Source organism: Mycobacterium sp. DL440, from assembly GCF_011745145.1.
Classification (GTDB): Bacteria; Actinomycetota; Actinomycetes; order Mycobacteriales; family Mycobacteriaceae; genus Mycobacterium.
The window spans coordinates 3,835,496-3,852,768 of sequence record NZ_CP050191.1 but is presented as its reverse complement, the minus strand read 5'-3'; the positions used below and the strand labels follow the sequence as shown (position 1 = coordinate 3,852,768).

The following is a 17,273-nucleotide window of genomic DNA, read 5'->3' as shown; positions in this document are numbered from 1 at the left end:
GCCCTCCACGCAGAGTCAAACCAAATTAGGAGAGGCGCTCCACAACCATCGCCATACCCTGGCCGCCACCGACACACATGGACTCGATGCCGAAGGTCTTGTCGTAGGTGGACAGGTTGTTCAGCAGCGTGGCGGTGATGCGGGCACCGGTCATGCCGAACGGGTGGCCCAGCGCGATCGCGCCGCCGGAGACGTTCAGCTTGTCCTCGTCGATGCCGAGCTCACGAGCCGAGCCGATCACCTGCACGGCGAATGCCTCGTTGATCTCGACCAGGTCGATATCGGAGATCTTCTTGCCGGCCTTGGCCAGCGCCTTCTTGATGGCCTCGATCGGGCCCAGGCCCATGATCTCCGGCGACAGGCCGGACACCCCGGTGGAGACGATGCGGGCCAGCGGGGTCAGGCCCAGCTCCTTGGCCTTGGTGTCGCTCATGATGACGACGGCGGCGGCACCGTCGTTCAGCGGACACGCGTTACCCGCGGTGATCGTGCCGTTCGGCCGGAACACCGGCTTGAGCTGGCTGATCTTTTCGTAGGAGGTGCCGGCGCGCGGGCCGTCATCGGTCGAGACGACGGTGCCGTCGGGCAGCGTCACCGGGACGATCTCGCGCTCGAAGAACCCGTTCTTGATGGCTTCCTCGGCGCGGTTCTGCGACCGCACGCCCCAGTGGTCCTGGTCTTCGCGGCTGATACCGGTGTAGGTGGCGACGTTCTCGGCGGTCTGGCCCATGGCGATGTAGACATCCGGAATGAGGCCGTCTTCGCGCGGGTCATGCCACTTGATGTCGCCCTCGGCCTGAGTGATCGTGCGCGCCTGGGCCTCTTCGAACAGCGAGTTCTTGGAATTGGGGGCGCCATCGGCGGCGCCGACGCCGAAGCGCGAAACCGTCTCGACACCCGCGGAGATGAACACATCACCCTCGCCGGCCTTGATGGCGTGGAAGGCCATCCGGGTGGTCTGTAGCGACGATGAGCAGTACCGGTTGACGGTCGTGCCCGGCAGGAAGTCATAGCCGAGTTCGACGGCCACCGCGCGAGCGATGTTGTAGCCGGCCTCACCGGCGGGCTGGGCGCAGCCCATCATCAGGTCGTCGATGTCCCTGGGATCCAGCGACGGCACCTTGTCCAACACGGCGCGCACCATCTGGCCGGCCAGGTCGTCGGGGCGCATGGTGGCCAGCGATCCCTTGACGGCGCGGCCGATCGGTGAGCGGGCAGTGGCAACGATGACGGCTTCAGGCATGACGGCTCCTGCTAATCGAATGGCTTAGAAAACTCAGTTGAAACTAGCCCGCGTGCACGACGATGGGTGCGGGTACCCCGGTTGAGCGGCGCCACAGCCTGCTGACACCGCCGAGCTGGCTCAGCAATGTCCCGGTATCGGCGGTGCCGGATTCCAGTGCCGCGTCACCGTCCCACTCGCCGAGCACCGAACACAGCGCGGGCAGCAACTGCTTGGCCGCCAGCGCATAGCCGGCTGCCGACGGATGGAACATGTCCTCGGAGAACAGCAGGTCAGGGGCCTTGTGGAAGTCCCGGGCCAGGAGGTCGGAGAACGGTACGGGTATGCCGCCGGCCGCTCGCACGGCGCCGGCCTGGGCGCGGGCCAGCCGCAGGCCACGCGCGCGGGTGAATGCGCGCAACGGTTGCGGAATAGCGGTGATCACCCCGAAATCGGGGCACGTGCCGACCACGACGACGGCTCCTGCCGCATGCAGCCGGCGCACCGCGTCGCCGACCCGGCGGGCCGACGGCGCGATGCCGTTGGGTTTGGTGATGTCGTTGGCGCCGATCATGATCACGGCAGCATCTGGGGGTGCGCCCGCGACGAACATGGCATCGATCTGCCCGGACAATCCCTTGGAGGTGGCACCGACAATTGCCTTGGTGCTCAAGCGGATTCGTTTGCCGAACTGCTGGGCCGCGCCGCGGGCGATCAGAACTCCCGGCACCTCGTCGGGCACCCGGCATCCGTATCCGGTGGCCGTGGAGTCGCCGAAGATCATCAGGTGCAGGTCGAAGGGGACTCCGCGCTCCCACTTCTCGACGGGCCCGCCGCCGGGGCGATACACGCCGTCGGCGCGTGGCGGGATGTCCCAGGATTTGGGGATCACCTGACGCGCCTTGTTGGCCTGCCCGCTCAACAGGTTGCGTGCTCCGATATAGGCCGATCCCGTAGAAGCCAACGTCGCAGCAGCGGCGAGGGCGATGGTCGACCGACGCGGTGTGCCCACAGGATCAGTCTAGGTGGATCAGACGGGTTATCCGCGTGGCGCCTCAGCGTGGCGATCACGGTGCTGTATCAAGTCCGGTATCAATTCAGTTTATTTGACTGTTGAACTGTTTACGGATGTCAAGCTAAGTTACCCGGGTTGTCTGAGTGACGAAGCTCACCGAGCACTACAAAGACGTAGGAAGTGGTGACGATGACTGCACCGAGCAAGGTATCCAGGTCTCATCATGCTGGCATAAGCCCAGCTAGGGCCCACCGCGGGCGTAGGTTTCCGGTCAGTGACGGCGCGCCCGTCGAGGTGGTCGAGGACGGCCCGAGTCTGGCAGGTCGATTGGCTTCGCTGGCGGCCACGCTGACAATCAAGCCGACCTTGGCAATTGGTAGCCATGTACCGCATCTGCCGTGGCCTTTCGGGCTGGTCAATTTCGCTGCCCGGCTGATCCGGCCGGCGCCCGGAACCATCAAGGCCACCATCGCGCTGCCCCACTGCAACGCGCAGCTGGTGCGCGCCGACGGCGTACTCCCCGCCGACGGGAAACGCAGCGTGATCCTCTACCTGCATGGCGGTGCTTTCCTGGCCTGTGGGGCCAACACGCACTCGGGGATCGTCACGGCGCTGTCGGAGTACGCCGACAGCCCGGTGCTCGTGGTCAATTACCGGATGGTCCCCAAGCACTCGGTGGGCACCGCGATCGAGGACTGTTACGACGCCTACCAGTGGCTTCGGCTGCTTGGCTACGAGCCGGACCAGATCGTGCTGGCCGGCGACTCGGCGGGCGGCTACCTGTCGCTGGCGCTGGCCGAGCGCCTGCTCGATGACGGCGAGATGCCGGCCGCGCTGGTGGCGATGTCGCCGCTGTTCGAGATCGACAACGAGTCGCGGGCCAACCACCCCAACATGCACACCGACGCGATGTTCCCGCCCAAGGCTTTCGACGCCCTCGTCGAGCTCATCGAACGCGCAGCAGAGCGCAAGGGCGAGCACGTCTACGAGCCGCTCGATCACGTCGAGCCCGGTCTGCCGCGCACGCTGATCCACGCGTCGGGCTCGGAGGTTCTGCTCAGCGATGCGCGAAAAGCCGCGCACATGCTGGCCGCTGCCGGGGTGCCGGTCGAGCTCCGGATCTGGCCCGGTCAGATGCATGTCTTCCAGCTCGCGTCGCCGCTGGTGTCCGAAGCGAAGCGCTCATTGCGCCAGATCGGCGAATACATTCGAGAGGCGACCTGGTAAGCGTTTCGCGGGCCTGAGACCATTGACGTATGCGCATCGCCAGGCACATCAGTGAGCTCATCGGCAATACCCCGCTGGTTCAGCTGAACTCGGTTGTCCCCGAAGGCTCGGGCAGGGTCCTGGCCAAGATCGAGTACCTGAACCCCGGTGGCAGCTCCAAGGACCGCATCGCGGCCAAGATGATCGACGCCGCCGAGGCCAGCGGCGAGCTCAAGCCCGGCGGCACCATCGTCGAGCCGACGTCCGGCAACACCGGGGTCGGGCTGGCCATGGTGGCCCAGACGCGCGGCTACAAGTGCATCTTCGTCTGCCCGGACAAGGTCAGCGAGGACAAGCAGAATGTGTTGCGCGCCTATGGCGCCGAGGTCGTGGTGTGCCCGACGGCGGTGTCACCGGATGACCCGGACAGCTACTACAGCGTCTCCAACCGCCTCGTCGAGGAGATCGACGGCGCCTGGAAGCCCGACCAGTACTCCAACCCGATGGGGCCGGAGAGCCACTACGAGACGACGGGTCCGGAGATCTGGGCCGACACCGACGGCACCGTCACGCACTTCGTGGCGGGGGTCGGCACCGGCGGCACCATCACGGGCACCGGGCGGTACCTGAAAGAGGTGTCCGACGGCAAGGTCCAGGTGATCGGCGCCGACCCGGAGGGCTCGGTGTACTCCGGTGGAACCGGGCGGCCGTACCTGGTGGAAGGCGTCGGCGAGGACTTCTGGCCGTCGGCCTACGACCCGTCGATTCCCAACGGGATCATCGCCGTGTCCGACGGCGATTCGTTCGACATGACCCGGCGGCTGGCGCGCGAGGAGGCGCTGCTGGTCGGTGGATCCTGCGGCATGGCGGTGGTGGCCGCACTCGAGGTGGCCCGCACGGCCGGGCCGGACTCGGTCGTCGTGGTGCTGTTGCCCGACGGCGGACGCGGTTATCTCTCAAAGATTTTCAACGACGCATGGATGTCGTCGTATGGGTTCTTGCGCAACCGGCTCGACGGTTCGATCGAGCAGTCGACTGTCGGCGATGTCCTGCGCGGCAAATCCGGGGCGCTGCCCGACCTGGTGCATACGCACCCGGCGGAGACGGTGCGCGACGCGATCGGCATCCTTCGCGAGTACGGCGTCTCGCAGATGCCGGTGGTCGGCGCCGAACCTCCGGTGATGGCGGGCGAGGTGGCCGGCAGTGTGTCCGAGCGGGAACTGCTGTCCGCGGTATTCGAGGGCCGGGCGAAGCTGGCCGACGCGGTGGCCGAACACATGAGCCCGCCGTTGCCGCTGATCGGTGCGGGGGAGTTGGTCTCCACGGCTGCCAAGACATTGCGCGAGTGCGACGCGGTGATGGTCGTCGAGGAGGGCAAGCCCGTCGGCGTGCTCACTCGCCACGATCTGCTCGGGTTCCTGTCCGAGGCCGGCGGGCGACACTAATTACGTCGCGGCGCTTGCGTCGCGTGGAATGCCTTGTCTCCAGCGACTTCTCAGTTAGGGTGAGTTGGCCTAGGGCTAGCAAACTCAGACACCGTCGCTGCCCGCGGCAACGACCGGCCCACTGAGCCCGGCGAACACGCTCGTGTTGTCCTGTCAAAGGAGGTCGACGATGCGTAATCTGCCTGTGGAGCAGTCTGTCCGTCTAGGTGCTGGCAGAAAGTAGCGTCCGCCTGCGGAGCGCTATCCGAGATGAGGAGAGCTTTCGACGTGACCGATCAACCGCCCCCGCCCGGGAACTACCCGCCTCCGCCGGAGGGCGGCTACCCTCCTCCGCCGCCCGCGGGCGCCGGAGGTTACCCGCCGCCGGGTGGCTACCCACAACCCGGGGGCTACCCGCCTCCTGGCGGTTACCCGCCGCCCGGTGGCTATCCACCGCCCGGCTACGGGCCGGCGCCCGGCTACCCGCCCGCCGGTGGACCCGGCTACGGGGCCGCGCCCTACAACGTCGGTGACGCCTTCTCGTGGGCCTGGAACAAGTTCCTCAAGCATCCGGTCGAACTGATCGTGCCGGGACTCGTCTACGGCGCCGCAACCGCTGCCGTCTACGTCATCTTCACGCTGATTGCCAGCGCGGTGTCGCCCGACACCACCAGCAGTTACGAGTCCTATGACTCGGGCATGAGCTTCTCGGCGTCGAGCAATCTCGGGGTCGCCGGCGGGGCCGTGATGCTGGTCGGGCTAATCGTGCTGTTGGTCATGGGTGGCTGGATCGCGGCGGCCTACACCGCCGGCCTGCTCGACATCGCCGACGGACAGCCGGTAACCATTGGATCGTTCTTCAAGCCACGCAACGTCGGCAACGTGATCCTCGCGACCGTGCTTGTCGGTCTGATCGTCTTCGCGGTCGTCTTCGTGCTGATGCTCCCCACGATGCTGATGCCGGGGCTCGCTTGGTTGACCCTGCCGTTGACGTGGATCGTAGAGGTGCTTCTCGGCGTCCTGTTCCTGTTCACGACGGTCGCAGCCGTCGACCGCAACCTCAGCGGTGTCGACGCGGTCAAGACGAGCTTCAATCTGGTCAAGCCCAAGTTCGGCACGGTGCTGCTCACGGTGCTCGTGATGATCGCCATCGCCATCGTCGGGTCGATCCCGTGCGGGCTCGGACTGATCGTGGGAATGCCTCTGATCCTGCTCATCCAGGTGTACGCCTGGCGTCGGCTCAGCGGCGGCCCGGTGGCACCGCTGACCCCGTAGGTAGCACCAACCTCAGCCGCCCACGGCGCGTACGGCAGAAATGCCGGCGCCGTGGGCGCTGTGTTCCGTGACATCATTTCAGCTAGCCTGCCGATGCCGAATCCATATCGGAGTTCGGTGCATTCGAGAAAGTCGGGGCCGCCATGTCGACACCAAATCCGCCTGAAGGCATGTACGGAGTGCCGCCGCAGGCCATGCCTCCGCAATTCCCGCCTCCGCAGGGAGTCCCGCAATTCGGCGGTTATCCGCCTCAGGGTCCGCCCGCAGGCTATCCGCCTCAGGGCTTCCCGGCGGCCGGGTACCCGGGGCAGCCGCAGCCTTACGGCGCGTATCCCGCCGACCCGTCGGCGCCGTTCGGTCGCGACCCGCAGACCGGGGAGCCGTTGTCCGACAAATCGGCTGTCACCGCCGGTCTGTTGCAGCTGTTTCTCGGCGGCTTCGGTGTCGGACGTTTCTACATCGGCTCCACCAATATCGGCGCGATCCAGCTGGGGCTGACGATCCTCGGCATCCTCACGTCGATTCTGATCGTCGGGTTGTTCATCATTGTCGGCGTCGGGATCTGGGCTCTGGTGGATGCGGTCATGATGTTCAACCGATCAGTTCCCGACCAGTACGGACGAAAGCTGCGAAACTGAACGGCCGCGATAGGCTCGACACGTTATGAGTGAACAGCGCAGGTGGCACGGTCTGGCCACAAAAGCCATCCACGCCGGTTACCGACCCGACCCGGGCACCGGAGCCGTCAACACCCCGATCTACGCCAGTTCGACCTTCGCCCAGGACGGCGTCGGCGGGCTGCGCGGTGGATTCGAATACGCCCGTACCGGAAATCCCACCCGGCAGGCTCTGGAGTCGGCGCTCGCCGCGGTCGAGGAAGCCGCCTACGGGCGCGCCTTCAGCTCGGGCATGGCCGCCACCGACTGTGCCCTGCGCGCGGTGCTGCGGCCCGGCGACCACGTGGTCATCCCCGACGATGCATACGGTGGCACGTTCCGCCTCATCGACAAGGTGTTCTCGCAGTGGGGGGTCACCCACACCCCGGTACCGTTGAGCGACCTGGACGCGGTGCGCTCAGCGCTCACCCCGCGGACCCGGCTGATCTGGGTGGAAACGCCCACCAACCCGCTGCTGAGCGTGGCCGACATCCCGGGGATCGTCCAGATCGCGTCGTCCGCGGGCGTCAAGGTGTTGGTGGACAACACGTTTGCCTCGCCGGCGCTGCAGCAGCCACTGCTGCTGGGTGCCGACATCGTGCTGCACTCCACCACCAAGTACATCGGTGGGCACTCGGATGTGGTCGGCGGCGCGCTGCTGACCAACGACGAGGAACTCGACGCGGCATTCGCGTTCCTACAGAACGGCGCCGGAGCGGTGCCGGGTCCCTTCGACGCGTACCTGACCATGCGTGGGCTCAAGACGTTGGTGCTGCGGATGCGTCAGCACAGCGAAAACGCCGCGCTGATAGCCGAATTCCTCGACGGACACCCGGCGGTCGAGACCGTGCTCTATCCCGGTCTGGTCAGTCACCCCAACCACGATGTGGCGGCGCGGCAGATGTCCGGTTTCGGCGGCATGGTGAGCCTGCAGCTGCGCGGTGGCCCCCGGGCGGCACGTGAGTTGTGCTCGCGCACTGAGCTTTTCATTCTCGCCGAGTCGCTCGGCGGGGTGGAGTCGTTGATCGAGTACCCAGGGGCCATGACGCATGCGTCGACGGCGGGCTCGCAGCTGGAGGTTCCCGACAACCTGGTGCGGCTGTCGGTAGGTATCGAACATGCTGCCGACCTGCTGGCCGACCTGGAGCAGGCCCTCGGCAAATAGCGCCGAGCAGACGCGTAGGTACCCGAGAACGACGTTACCGGGGTACCGCAGCGTCTGCTCGCGCAAGGAAGGCTAGGTCATCAGGGCCGGACGTAACGCCGACGTCGTCACTGCCAGATTCATCTCGGGCATTGCCGACGCGGTCTCGTCCACCCAGATGCCCGTGGCGATTTCGGTGGACCGGGCATGCACCCACCGCCAGCCCCGGTCGTTGAGGCTCAGTATCGCGCCCAAGCCGTCAACTGCGTGCAGCAGGCAGATGATCGCGGCGATTGCGGGTACCGGGTTGTGGCCGTCGAACAGTGCGGCCAACAAGGCCGCCCGCGCCTGGCTGACTCGTTCCCGGTTGGCCAATGGCCAGCAGTACACCGGCTTGCCCGGAAAACCTTTGCCGGGCAGGCGGACTCGCCGGATCGCCCCGACGCGTTCGAGATGCAGCTCCAGGTTTGACTGGGTGTGCCTGCTCAGCCTGGCCAGCGCGGACTCCGCCGAAAGTGGCCGGCGTTGCAGTAGTTCGAACGCCGGGTCACCGACCGGATCGGCGGGCCAATCGCCGGCCAGCGCGATCAACCGGCCGGCCTCGATCGGCTCGTCTGCCATGGCTGGGCGGATCCGGCACGCGTAGGCCAGGTCCAGCAGTACCGCGGCGCTGAGTACTTTCTCCCTGCGATGGCGGTCAAGTGCGGGCTGGGCGGCTGCGTTGTCCAGCAACAGCAAGAACAGGTCTTCGGCGATTTGCGCCATTTCCCCGACTGTAGTGCTTCCCCCGCGCCGACCCGTCAGTCGTGATAGGGCTCGGCGCTGACCAGGGTGACCTTGACGGTGTTGCCGTTCGGCACGGTGTAGGTGCGCGACTCACCGACCTTGGCGTCGATCAGGGCACTGCCCAGCGGTGAGTTGGGGGAGTAAACCTCGAGCTTGCCGACGCTGATGCCCTCCTGGCGGGTGGCGATCAGGAACGTCTCGGTGTCCTTCTTGTCGTCGTCGTAGTACACCTTGACGACCGAACCGGGCAGCGCGACACCGGACTGCTTGGGTGCCTCACCGACCTTGGCGTTGTTGAGCAGCTCCTGCAGCTGACGGATGCGGGCCTCCTGCTGGCCCTGCTCCTCGCGGGCGGCATGGTAGCCACCGTTCTCGCGCAGGTCGCCCTCTTCGCGACGGTCGTTGATCTCGGCGGCGATCACCGGCCGGTTGGCGATCAGCTGATCCAGCTCCGCCTTCAACCGGTCGAATGCATCCTGAGTGAGCCAGGTGACCTGTGTGTCGGTCATGTTCTCGCGCTCCTGTCTATCTTGCTCTTGCGGCGCTCTCACGCCTTCTTCGCGTGCGAAGTCCGTCGTTTCCAGACTGAGGGGCAGGCGCGTGTATTGCCGCGGACATAAGCACCTACCTGAGTGCTAATGCAGCAATACACGGCCCCAGCGAGGAACCGTGTATCGCACAATCGTACCACCGAGCGGCCAACGAATCTTCACGTAATGGCTGTTCGTCGTTTGTTGCGAGCGTCAAATTCAGGGCGCTACCAGGTAGGACGGCACATCCGTCCCGCAACCGTAGACATCGCCCATCACGGGAGGACGGCTGGATTTCACTTCGGCGGTCACCTGCACCACCCGCTGATCGGAGGGACTCACCAGGATTTCGCGGCGCCCAGTTTCGCTCCCGTCGATCGAACGGGCCCGAACGATGCACACCACCGGCCTCGAAGGGTCCGGACGGGTCACCCCGATCGTCACCGACACCGTCTGGTTGTCGACCAGTTCGTACGCCGAGAGCTCGCCTTTCACCTCGCCGGTGCCCAACCGCTGGAAGGCCACGACTGCGAGGATCACACCTGCCACCACCACCAGGCCGACCAGTGCAAACGTGATCCTTCGCCGGGTCCGTCGGGACAATTGGCGGGATCCGTAGCGGGCGGCGGGGCGTTCGATCATCAGAACTGGAACTATAGGGCCAGACAAATCCGTCACCGCAGCCCAGGGAGCGGGTTGAAGGTTTGGGTACAGGGATTACGTAAGAGGGCTCCGTAGTTAGATGAAAGCGAAATGAGTGAACTGCGGTTGATGGCGGTGCATGCCCACCCGGACGACGAGTCCAGCAAGGGTGCGGCAACCACCGCGCGCTATGCGGCCGAAGGTGTGCGCGTCATGGTCGTGACGCTCACCGGCGGCGAGCGCGGAGACATACTCAATCCGGCGATGGACCTCCCCGAGGTGCACGGCCGGATCACCGAGGTGCGCCGTGACGAGATGGCCAAGGCCGCCGAGATCCTCGGCGTCGAGCATCACTGGCTGGGATTCGTCGACTCGGGCCTGCCCGAAGGCGATCCGATGCCCCCGCTGCCGGACGGCTGTTTCGGGTGTGTGCCGCTCGCCGAGCCGGTCAGCCGCCTGGTCCGGGTGATCCGGGAGTTCCAGCCGCACGTGCTGACCACCTATGACGAGAACGGTGGCTACCCCCACCCCGACCACATCCGCTGCCACGAGGTTTCGGTGGCGGCCTACGAGGCGGCCGCCGACTACCGGCTGTACCCCGAGGCCGGGACACCATGGAACGTGTCGAAGCTGTATTACAACCACGGCTTCCTGCGTGAACGCATGCAACTGCTGCAGGACGAGTTCGCCAGGAACGGCCGGCAGGGCCCCTTCGGCAAATGGCTGGAGCACTGGGACCCGGACCACGACCCGTTCGCCAACCGGGTCACCACCCGTGTTGAATGCTCGGAGTACTTCAGTCAGCGCGACGATGCGCTGCGCGCACATGCGACCCAGATCGACCCGAAAGGCGATTTCTTCCATGCGCCGATCGAATGGCAGCAACGGCTCTGGCCGACTGAGGAGTTCGAGTTGGCGCGGTCGCGCGTGCCGGTGAACCTGCCGGAAGACGACCTGTTCACCGGGATTGAGAAATGATCGACACTTTGACCGCAGTGATCACACTGCTCGCCGACGAGCCACGAAATACCGGGCCGGAGTTCGGTAAGGCGACCCCGCTCGGCCTGCTGGTCACGGTGGCGCTGCTGATCGGCACCTTCGCGCTGGTGTGGTCGATGAACCGCCACCTGCGCAAGCTGCCCGAGTCCTTCGACCGGGAACACCCCGAGCCCGACCAGGCTGCCGACGAAGGCACCGCCGACGACACCGGCGCCGAACCTGGCAAAGGCGCGGTGAACAGCGCCCCCGATGACCATCAAGGTCCGCCCCGTGAGCCCGGTAGCGGGTAACACACTCGGCGGGTCCACCAGCCCGTACCTGCGCCAGCACGCCGACAACCCGGTGCACTGGCGAGAATGGACGCCCGAGGCGCTCGCTGAAGCCGCCTCCCGGGACGTCCCCATCCTGCTGTCCATCGGATATGCGGCCTGCCATTGGTGCCATGTGATGGCGCATGAATCGTTCGAAGATGCCGACGTGGCCGCGGTGCTCAACGACGGATTCGTCTGTATCAAGGTCGACCGCGAAGAGCGTCCCGATCTGGACGCGGTCTACATGAACGCCACCGTCGCGCTCACCGGGCAGGGCGGCTGGCCCATGACCTGCTTCCTGACCCCGGCCGGCCGGCCGTTCTTCTGCGGGACCTATTACCCGAAGCTCGGCTTCCTGCAACTGTTGGACGCGGTCGCCGAAACCTGGCGGGACCGGCGCGACGAGGTCGAGCGCGCCTCCGGTCAGATCGCCAACGAACTGCGCTCGATGTCAGCCGGGCTGCCCGGCGGCGGGGCGCCGGTGGGGCCCGAGTTGTGCAATCACGCAGTGGCCGCCGTGCTGAACGACGAAGATGTGGCGCACGGCGGCTTTGGCGGTGCGCCCAAATTCCCGCCCTCGGCGTTGTTGGAAGGGCTGCTGCGCCACCACGAACGCACGGGTTCGGTTGCGGCGTTGGGGGCCGTCGAGCGTACGTGTGCCGCGATGGCCCGTGGCGGCATCTACGACCAGTTGGCCGGGGGATTCGCCCGTTACAGCGTCGACCCGCACTGGGTGGTGCCGCACTTCGAGAAGATGCTCTACGACAACGCGCTGCTGTTGCGGGCCTATGCCCACCTGGCGCGGCGCACCGGGGATCCGTTGGCGCGCAGGGTGACTGCGGAGACGGCCGGATTCATCATGTCGGATCTGGGTGCGGGTGGCATGTTCACCTCGTCGCTGGACGCCGACGCCGGTGGGCACGAAGGACTGACCTACGTGTGGACGCCGGCCGAATTGCGCTCCGTATTGGGTGAGGACGATGGGGCCTGGGCTGCTTCACTTTTCGGGGTGACCGAGCGCGGCACGTTCGAGCATGGTGCATCGGTGCTGCAACTGCACCGCGACCCCGACGACGATGCGCGCTTCGAGTCGGTGCGTGCGGCGCTGTCGGCGGCCCGCGCCCTGCGGCCCCAACCGGCCCGCGACGACAAGGTGGTGACCGCCTGGAACGGCCTGGCCATCACGGCGCTGGCCGAAGCCTCCGTGGCCCTCGATCGTCTCGAATTGCTCTCTGCGGCAGTCGAATGCGCACGGGAACTACTGGACCTGCACATGGTGGACGGCCGGCTGCGCCGGGCCGGCCTGGGCGGCAGGGTCGGGGAGAGCGCGGCGATTCTGGAGGATCACGCGGCATTGGCCACCGCATTGCTGACGCTGTACCAGCTCACCGGGTTCGGGCTGGACGAGGCGGTTGGCCTGTTGGATATCGCGCTCGAACATTTTGCCGATCCCGATCAGCCGGGCCGTTGGTTCGACACCGCCGACGACGCCGAGCAGCTGATGGTGCGTCCCGCGGACCCGATCGACGGTGCGACGCCGTCGGGTGCTTCGCTGGTCGCCGAGGCCCTGCAGGCGGCGGGTTACCTGACCGGCTCGCAGCGCTATGTGGATGCGGCACAGACGACTTTGTCGTCGGCCACACCGATCCTGGCCCGCGCGGCCCGCTCCGGCGGGCACTGGCTGGCAGTGGCTGAGGCGCAGGTGCGCGGGCCGATCCAGATCGCGGTGGCCGGCGATCCGTCGTCGCCGCTGTTGGGTGCCGCACGCCGGTTGGCACCCGGCGGGGCGCTGGTGATCGGTGGTGCCCCAGAAGCCGCAGACTCCTCGCCGTTGCTTCGGGGACGCGACCGGGTGGACGGCGCCGATGCCGCCTACGTGTGCCGCGGGGCGGTATGCGATCTGCCGGTCACGACGGTCGGGGATCTCGCCGTCTCGCTGGGTGGCCAACCGCCACACGGCAGAAGTGGCGCCGTGTAGCCTCGCGGCCATGAGCCACGATGCCGCAGCCCTGGAGTCCTTCGTCAAGCGCTATCTCGACACCGTTGCGGGCGGGTCGGCTGCCGAGGTCGCCGCGCTGTATGCCGACGACGCGACGTTGGAGGATCCGGTGGGCAGCGGGGAGGTCCACATCGGGCGCCAGGCGATTGAGGGCTTCTACAAGAACCTGACCGCTGCAGGAGCCGAGATCACGACCGAGTTGCTGAAGTTCCGCCCCGGCGGCCACGAGGCGGCGTTCCTGTTCGCGATCGTCGTCGGTGGCGCGATGCGCATCGAGCCCATGGAGGTCATGACCTTCGACGCCGACGGGCAGATCACCACGATGAAGGCCTACTGGTCCGCGGCCGACATCACCCAGCTGTAACCGGGCTCATCGAGCGCGAGCGTGCGCAACCTGTCGGCGAAATGCGGTGTGTGGACCGGCAGACACGCACGGTCGCGGTGCCGAGGGGGGATCAGAAGACGGCGAACCACATGGCGATGTAGTGGCAGATCGCCGCCACCGCCGTGCAGGCGTGGAAGAACTCGTGATGGCCGAACGTGGTAGGCCACGGGTTGGGCCATTTGAGCGCGTAGAGCACGCCGCCGATGCTGTAGAGCGCGCCGCCGACGATCAACAACACCACCGCGGCGACCCCGGCCCCGTGCATGATCGGCCCGATGAACCAGGCCGCCACCCAGCCCAGCAGGATGTAGAGCGGGACACCGAGCCAGCGTGGTGCTGACGGCCAGAACATCTTGAGCAGCACACCGGCGATCGCCCCGCCCCAGACGATCCAGAACAGCACCATGCCTTTGGATTCGGGCAGGGCCAGCAGTGCGAACGGGGTGTAGCTGCCCGCGATGAAGATGAAGATCATCGAGTGGTCGAGCCGCTTCATCCATTTGCGGGCGCCGGGCGACTTCCACGTCACTCGGTGGTAGGTCCCGCTGACGGCGAACATGGCCACGATCGTGAACGTGTAGAGCAGGGTGGCCAGCCCGGCCCGGGTGGACTCCAGCGACCACGACACCGACACCAGAGCGGCCCCGGCGATGAAAGCGACAATGGCCGAGTACACGTGGATCCATCCGCGTGCCCGTGGCCTTCCCAGGAACTGGGCGACGCCTTCGGCGACCGCCTCGGGCAGATCTTCTGCGGGCCGGCTCAGTCCGGCCGCTGAGCGGTAGGGCTTGGTGCTGCCCGTCGGCGCGGTCATGTCACCTCCATTGACAATCATGGGGTGTACCCCGACGCTCACAGTAGTCTGGATTCTCGTGGACATCATTCCCCCGCGGCTCAAGGAACCGGCCTATCGGCTCTACGAAATGCGGTTGCGTCAGGAACTGTCGCAGGCCAGATCCGAACTGCCCCGCCATATCGCGGTGCTGTGCGACGGGAACCGCCGCTGGGCGCGTGACGCAGGTTACGACGATGTCAGCATCGGCTACCGGATGGGTGCCGCCAAGATCGCCGAGATGCTGCGCTGGTGTCAGGCCGCGGGCATCGAGATGACGACGGTCTACCTGCTCTCGACCGAGAACCTGCAGCGCGATCCCGAAGAGCTGTCCGCCCTGCTCGAGATCATCACCGACGTGGTCGAGGAGATCTGCGCCCCGTCGAACACCTGGACCGTGCGCACCGTCGGTGACCTGGAGTTGTTGGGGGAGGAGCCGGCCCGCCGGCTGCGCGAGGCTGTAGCGAGTACGGCATCGACCCCGCCCGGCTCGTTCCACGTGAACGTCGCCGTCGCCTACGGCGGACGTCAGGAGATCGTCGACGCCGTGCGCTCGCTGTTGTCGAAGGAACTGGCCAACGGAGCCACCGCCGAACAACTCGTCGAGGCGGTCACCGTCGACGGGATCTCGGAGAACCTCTACACCTCAGGCCAACCCGATCCGGACCTTGTCATCCGTACCTCGGGTGAGCAACGGCTCAGCGGATTCCTGTTGTGGCAGAGCGCATATTCGGAGATGTGGTTCACCGAGGCGTACTGGCCGGCATTCCGTCGCGTCGACTTCCTGCGCGCACTGCGCGATTACACGGCCCGGCATCGTCGCTACGGGAAGTAGGCGCGTGCCAAACTGAAGCTATGGCTGCGCTGTCGGCGGTGGTTTTCACCCTCAGCTGGTGGCTGGGGCTCTACCTTCTCGCCCGCGACCCGCGTAAGCCCGTACTCGCCCTTGCGGCGATCGGGCTGACCAGTTTCGCGCTCGTGGTCGCGCTCGACGCGGTCCGGCTGGTGACCGGCTCCGAAGTGCTCAGCCGCATCGAGATCTATCTCGTCGCGGTGCCGGGTATCGCCTGGTTCGCGGTGATGGTCGAACTTGCCCGCCCGGCCGACACCTTCCGGTCCCGCGCGGGTGAGATCGCGGCGATCTTCGCCGTCGCGATCCTGGCCTTCGCCGGGGCGGGGCTCGCGGGCAGCGTCGACGGGCCGTTGCGGACGGGTCACTGGGTGATGTTCGCGGTGATCTCGCTCTCCTCGCTGGGCGCCATGGTCAAGGCGGTGCTCGGCGGCGCCAAACCCGGCTCCGTGGTGGGCTTCATCATCGTCGCGACGCTGTTCTTCGCACTGGGCAATGCGATCCTGGTGATCCCGCTCGGGTTGGTGCCCAGTTGGCTGGCCCTGGCCTCCACCGGATTCGACGTCGCGCTGCTCGGCGTAGCGGTCGCGATCTGGGATGCGTTCGACGAAGGCCAGGCGTTGCGCGCGGACATGCGCCGCTCGGTCATCGGCACGCTGGTGATCGCGGTTCCGTTCGCTGCCCAGGCCCTGATCGGCATGTATGTGCTCGACGCCGGGACCGGCCGCACCGTCATGACGATCCTGTTGTTCACCAGCCTGGCGGTCGCCGTCGCGGTGGAAGTGCTGGCCGATCCGCTGGCCGGGTTGTTCGATCGGCTGGCCTTCGCCCGATCCCCGGACCTGCGCGCCGATCGTGAAGCGCTGCGCCAGACCGAGGCCGCACTGCCGCTGCGATCGGATCACCCCCTGGGTGGCATCGACGACGACGCCTTCACCCGACTCACCCGCCGCGCCCTCGGCCACTACGGCGATCTGTCCAAGCTGGTCGCCAGCCCGCTGACCTCGTTGCCCGCCATCGACGCCCGGCTCACCCAGCGCGGGGCGCCCGATCAGCCGCTGGAACGGGCCAACGAACTCAAGGCGTTGCTGGCCGACCGCATTGCCGCGCTCAAGCCCCGCGACAGCGGCGACTTCGGTACCACCGAGCAGTGGCGCCACTACAACTCGCTGTACTTCCCGTACGTCGTCGGGGTCCGCGCCTACGCGCAGAACGCCACCGCGGCCGGGCTGGACCCGGTGGCACGCCAAGCCTGGCAGTGGTTCGTCACCGAGGTGCCGCAGCGGTCACTGCACAACTGGCAGAACGCAGCGGCGCGGGTGATCGCCGCGGACCTGCGCGGCGATCTGGCGCCGGCAGTCGGCACCGCCGGCCGATAGGTTCGCGCCGCCGAAAAATGCCCCTGACCAGGGCTTGGCAGTGCTTGGCAGTGTTTGGCGTCGATCTGGCAGCGCCCGCTGGGCAGGGTCGGAGGTGTTCCACCAATCGACACCCTCGTCCCGAGGAGCCCGACATGACCGCAACCCTGCACCAACCATTGGCCGACTCCACCACCGGCGCGGCGTCTGAAGATTCCCTGCTGCGATTCGCTTTGCGCGCCGATGCCACGGTGTGCGCCGCCGTCGGCCTGCTGGTGTCCATGGTCGCCGATCAGCTGTCCCGCATCGCGGGCTTGTCGGCCACAGCCGGGTGGGTCGTGGGTGCCGCGCTCGTCGGCTACGGCGCGTTGCTGTACGGCCTGGCCGCGGTGACGCGGGTCCGGCGCGTGGGCATCGGCGTCCTCGCCGGCAACCTGGCCTTCGCGATCACCACGGTCGTCGCGATCGGGACCGGCTGGTTGGCGTTGACCGGGACCGGGACCGAGTTGGTGCTCGGATTCGTCAGTGCCACCGCAGTACTGGCCTGGCTGCAATACCGCGGGGTGCGCCGTCTGGCGTGACTCCGTCGGAGAGCCGGTGCGGGGTGCCGCCGGAAGAGGTTACGGCGCGTATCCCCGC

Annotated in this window: 18 protein-coding genes; 12 read left to right on the top strand and 6 right to left on the bottom strand. The window is 66.9% G+C overall.

Annotated elements, in window-relative coordinates:
• Positions 1 to 25: 25 nt before the first annotated feature.
• Together HBE63_RS18710 and HBE63_RS18705 are read right to left on the bottom strand one after the other, a co-directional pair.
• A complete protein-coding gene (locus tag HBE63_RS18710; protein WP_166906080.1) occupies positions 26 to 1,243 on the bottom strand; it encodes an acetyl-CoA C-acetyltransferase in 1,218 nt (405 codons plus the stop codon).
• A 43-nt stretch (positions 1,244 to 1,286) separates the two neighbouring features.
• Positions 1,287 to 2,234 (bottom strand): SGNH/GDSL hydrolase family protein, encoded by a 948-nt coding sequence (locus HBE63_RS18705; RefSeq protein ID WP_166906079.1) that lies wholly within the window; start codon positions 2,232 to 2,234, stop codon positions 1,287 to 1,289.
• 192 nt (positions 2,235 to 2,426) lie between these two features.
• Here HBE63_RS18705 and HBE63_RS18700 point away from each other — a divergent pair, with 192 nt between their 5' ends.
• From HBE63_RS18700 to HBE63_RS18680, 5 genes are all read left to right on the top strand, one after another.
• Entirely contained in the window at positions 2,427 to 3,464 is a 1,038-nt protein-coding gene (locus HBE63_RS18700) for an alpha/beta hydrolase (RefSeq protein WP_166906078.1), read from the top strand.
• Positions 3,465 to 3,493: 29 nt separating this feature from the next.
• Positions 3,494 to 4,888 carry a cystathionine beta-synthase gene (locus tag HBE63_RS18695; protein ID WP_166906077.1) on the top strand — a complete coding sequence of 465 codons (1,395 nt, stop codon included), beginning with the start codon at positions 3,494 to 3,496 and terminating at the stop codon, positions 4,886 to 4,888.
• Positions 4,889 to 5,155: 267 nt separating this feature from the next.
• Positions 5,156 to 6,142 carry a hypothetical protein gene (locus HBE63_RS18690; protein ID WP_166906076.1) on the top strand — a complete coding sequence of 329 codons (987 nt, stop codon included), beginning with the start codon at positions 5,156 to 5,158 and terminating at the stop codon, positions 6,140 to 6,142.
• Positions 6,143 to 6,285: 143 nt separating this feature from the next.
• The gene (locus HBE63_RS18685) at positions 6,286 to 6,780 is read left to right on the top strand and encodes an NINE protein (RefSeq protein WP_371814780.1); all 495 of its coding nucleotides are present in this window, start codon (positions 6,286 to 6,288) and stop codon (positions 6,778 to 6,780) included.
• 25 nt (positions 6,781 to 6,805) lie between these two features.
• Positions 6,806 to 7,963 carry a cystathionine gamma-synthase gene (locus tag HBE63_RS18680; protein WP_166906075.1) on the top strand — a complete coding sequence of 386 codons (1,158 nt, stop codon included), beginning with the start codon at positions 6,806 to 6,808 and terminating at the stop codon, positions 7,961 to 7,963.
• Positions 7,964 to 8,035: 72 nt separating this feature from the next.
• Here HBE63_RS18680 and HBE63_RS18675 read toward each other — a convergent pair whose 3' ends face one another.
• The 3 genes from HBE63_RS18675 to HBE63_RS18665 all read right to left on the bottom strand — a co-directional run bounded on the left by HBE63_RS18675 (position 8,036) and on the right by HBE63_RS18665 (position 9,900).
• Positions 8,036 to 8,707, bottom strand: coding sequence for a GPP34 family phosphoprotein (locus HBE63_RS18675; RefSeq protein WP_166906074.1), 672 nt, complete (start codon positions 8,705 to 8,707; stop codon positions 8,036 to 8,038).
• A 35-nt stretch (positions 8,708 to 8,742) separates the two neighbouring features.
• Positions 8,743 to 9,237 (bottom strand): transcription elongation factor GreA, encoded by a 495-nt coding sequence (greA, locus tag HBE63_RS18670; RefSeq protein WP_166906073.1) that lies wholly within the window; start codon positions 9,235 to 9,237, stop codon positions 8,743 to 8,745.
• Positions 9,238 to 9,477: 240 nt separating this feature from the next.
• A complete protein-coding gene (locus HBE63_RS18665; protein WP_166906072.1) occupies positions 9,478 to 9,900 on the bottom strand; it encodes a DUF4307 domain-containing protein in 423 nt (140 codons plus the stop codon).
• 111 nt (positions 9,901 to 10,011) lie between these two features.
• On the opposite strand from HBE63_RS18665, the gene mca reads away from it, so the two are divergent.
• The 4 genes from mca to HBE63_RS18645 are packed head-to-tail and all read left to right on the top strand — an operon-like array spanning position 10,012 to position 13,573.
• Positions 10,012 to 10,878 (top strand): mycothiol conjugate amidase Mca, encoded by an 867-nt coding sequence (gene mca / locus HBE63_RS18660; protein WP_166906071.1) that lies wholly within the window; start codon positions 10,012 to 10,014, stop codon positions 10,876 to 10,878.
• Positions 10,875 to 11,189: a hypothetical protein gene (locus tag HBE63_RS18655; RefSeq protein WP_166906070.1), complete on the top strand. Its 315-nt coding sequence runs from the start codon at positions 10,875 to 10,877 to the stop codon at positions 11,187 to 11,189. The genes mca and HBE63_RS18655 overlap by 4 nt, the downstream gene beginning before the upstream one ends.
• The gene (locus HBE63_RS18650) at positions 11,170 to 13,188 is read left to right on the top strand and encodes a thioredoxin domain-containing protein (RefSeq protein ID WP_166906069.1); all 2,019 of its coding nucleotides are present in this window, start codon (positions 11,170 to 11,172) and stop codon (positions 13,186 to 13,188) included. The genes HBE63_RS18655 and HBE63_RS18650 overlap by 20 nt, the downstream gene beginning before the upstream one ends.
• Before the next feature lie 10 nt (positions 13,189 to 13,198).
• Entirely contained in the window at positions 13,199 to 13,573 is a 375-nt protein-coding gene (locus HBE63_RS18645; RefSeq protein ID WP_166906068.1) for a nuclear transport factor 2 family protein, read from the top strand.
• 91 nt (positions 13,574 to 13,664) lie between these two features.
• On the opposite strand, the gene HBE63_RS18640 is transcribed toward HBE63_RS18645, so the two are convergent.
• Positions 13,665 to 14,408 carry a hemolysin III family protein gene (locus tag HBE63_RS18640; protein WP_166906067.1) on the bottom strand — a complete coding sequence of 248 codons (744 nt, stop codon included), beginning with the start codon at positions 14,406 to 14,408 and terminating at the stop codon, positions 13,665 to 13,667.
• Between the two features lie 58 nt (positions 14,409 to 14,466).
• On the opposite strand from HBE63_RS18640, the gene HBE63_RS18635 reads away from it, so the two are divergent.
• The 3 genes from HBE63_RS18635 to HBE63_RS18625 all read left to right on the top strand — a co-directional run bounded on the left by HBE63_RS18635 (position 14,467) and on the right by HBE63_RS18625 (position 17,215).
• On the top strand, positions 14,467 to 15,261 hold the full coding sequence (locus HBE63_RS18635; protein ID WP_166906066.1) for a (2Z,6E)-farnesyl diphosphate synthase: 795 nt from the start codon (positions 14,467 to 14,469) through the stop codon (positions 15,259 to 15,261).
• Positions 15,262 to 15,281: 20 nt separating this feature from the next.
• Positions 15,282 to 16,655 (top strand): hypothetical protein, encoded by a 1,374-nt coding sequence (locus HBE63_RS18630; RefSeq protein ID WP_166906065.1) that lies wholly within the window; start codon positions 15,282 to 15,284, stop codon positions 16,653 to 16,655.
• Between the two features lie 134 nt (positions 16,656 to 16,789).
• Positions 16,790 to 17,215 (top strand): hypothetical protein, encoded by a 426-nt coding sequence (locus tag HBE63_RS18625; protein WP_166906064.1) that lies wholly within the window; start codon positions 16,790 to 16,792, stop codon positions 17,213 to 17,215.
• The last annotated feature ends 58 nt before the right edge of the window (positions 17,216 to 17,273 follow it).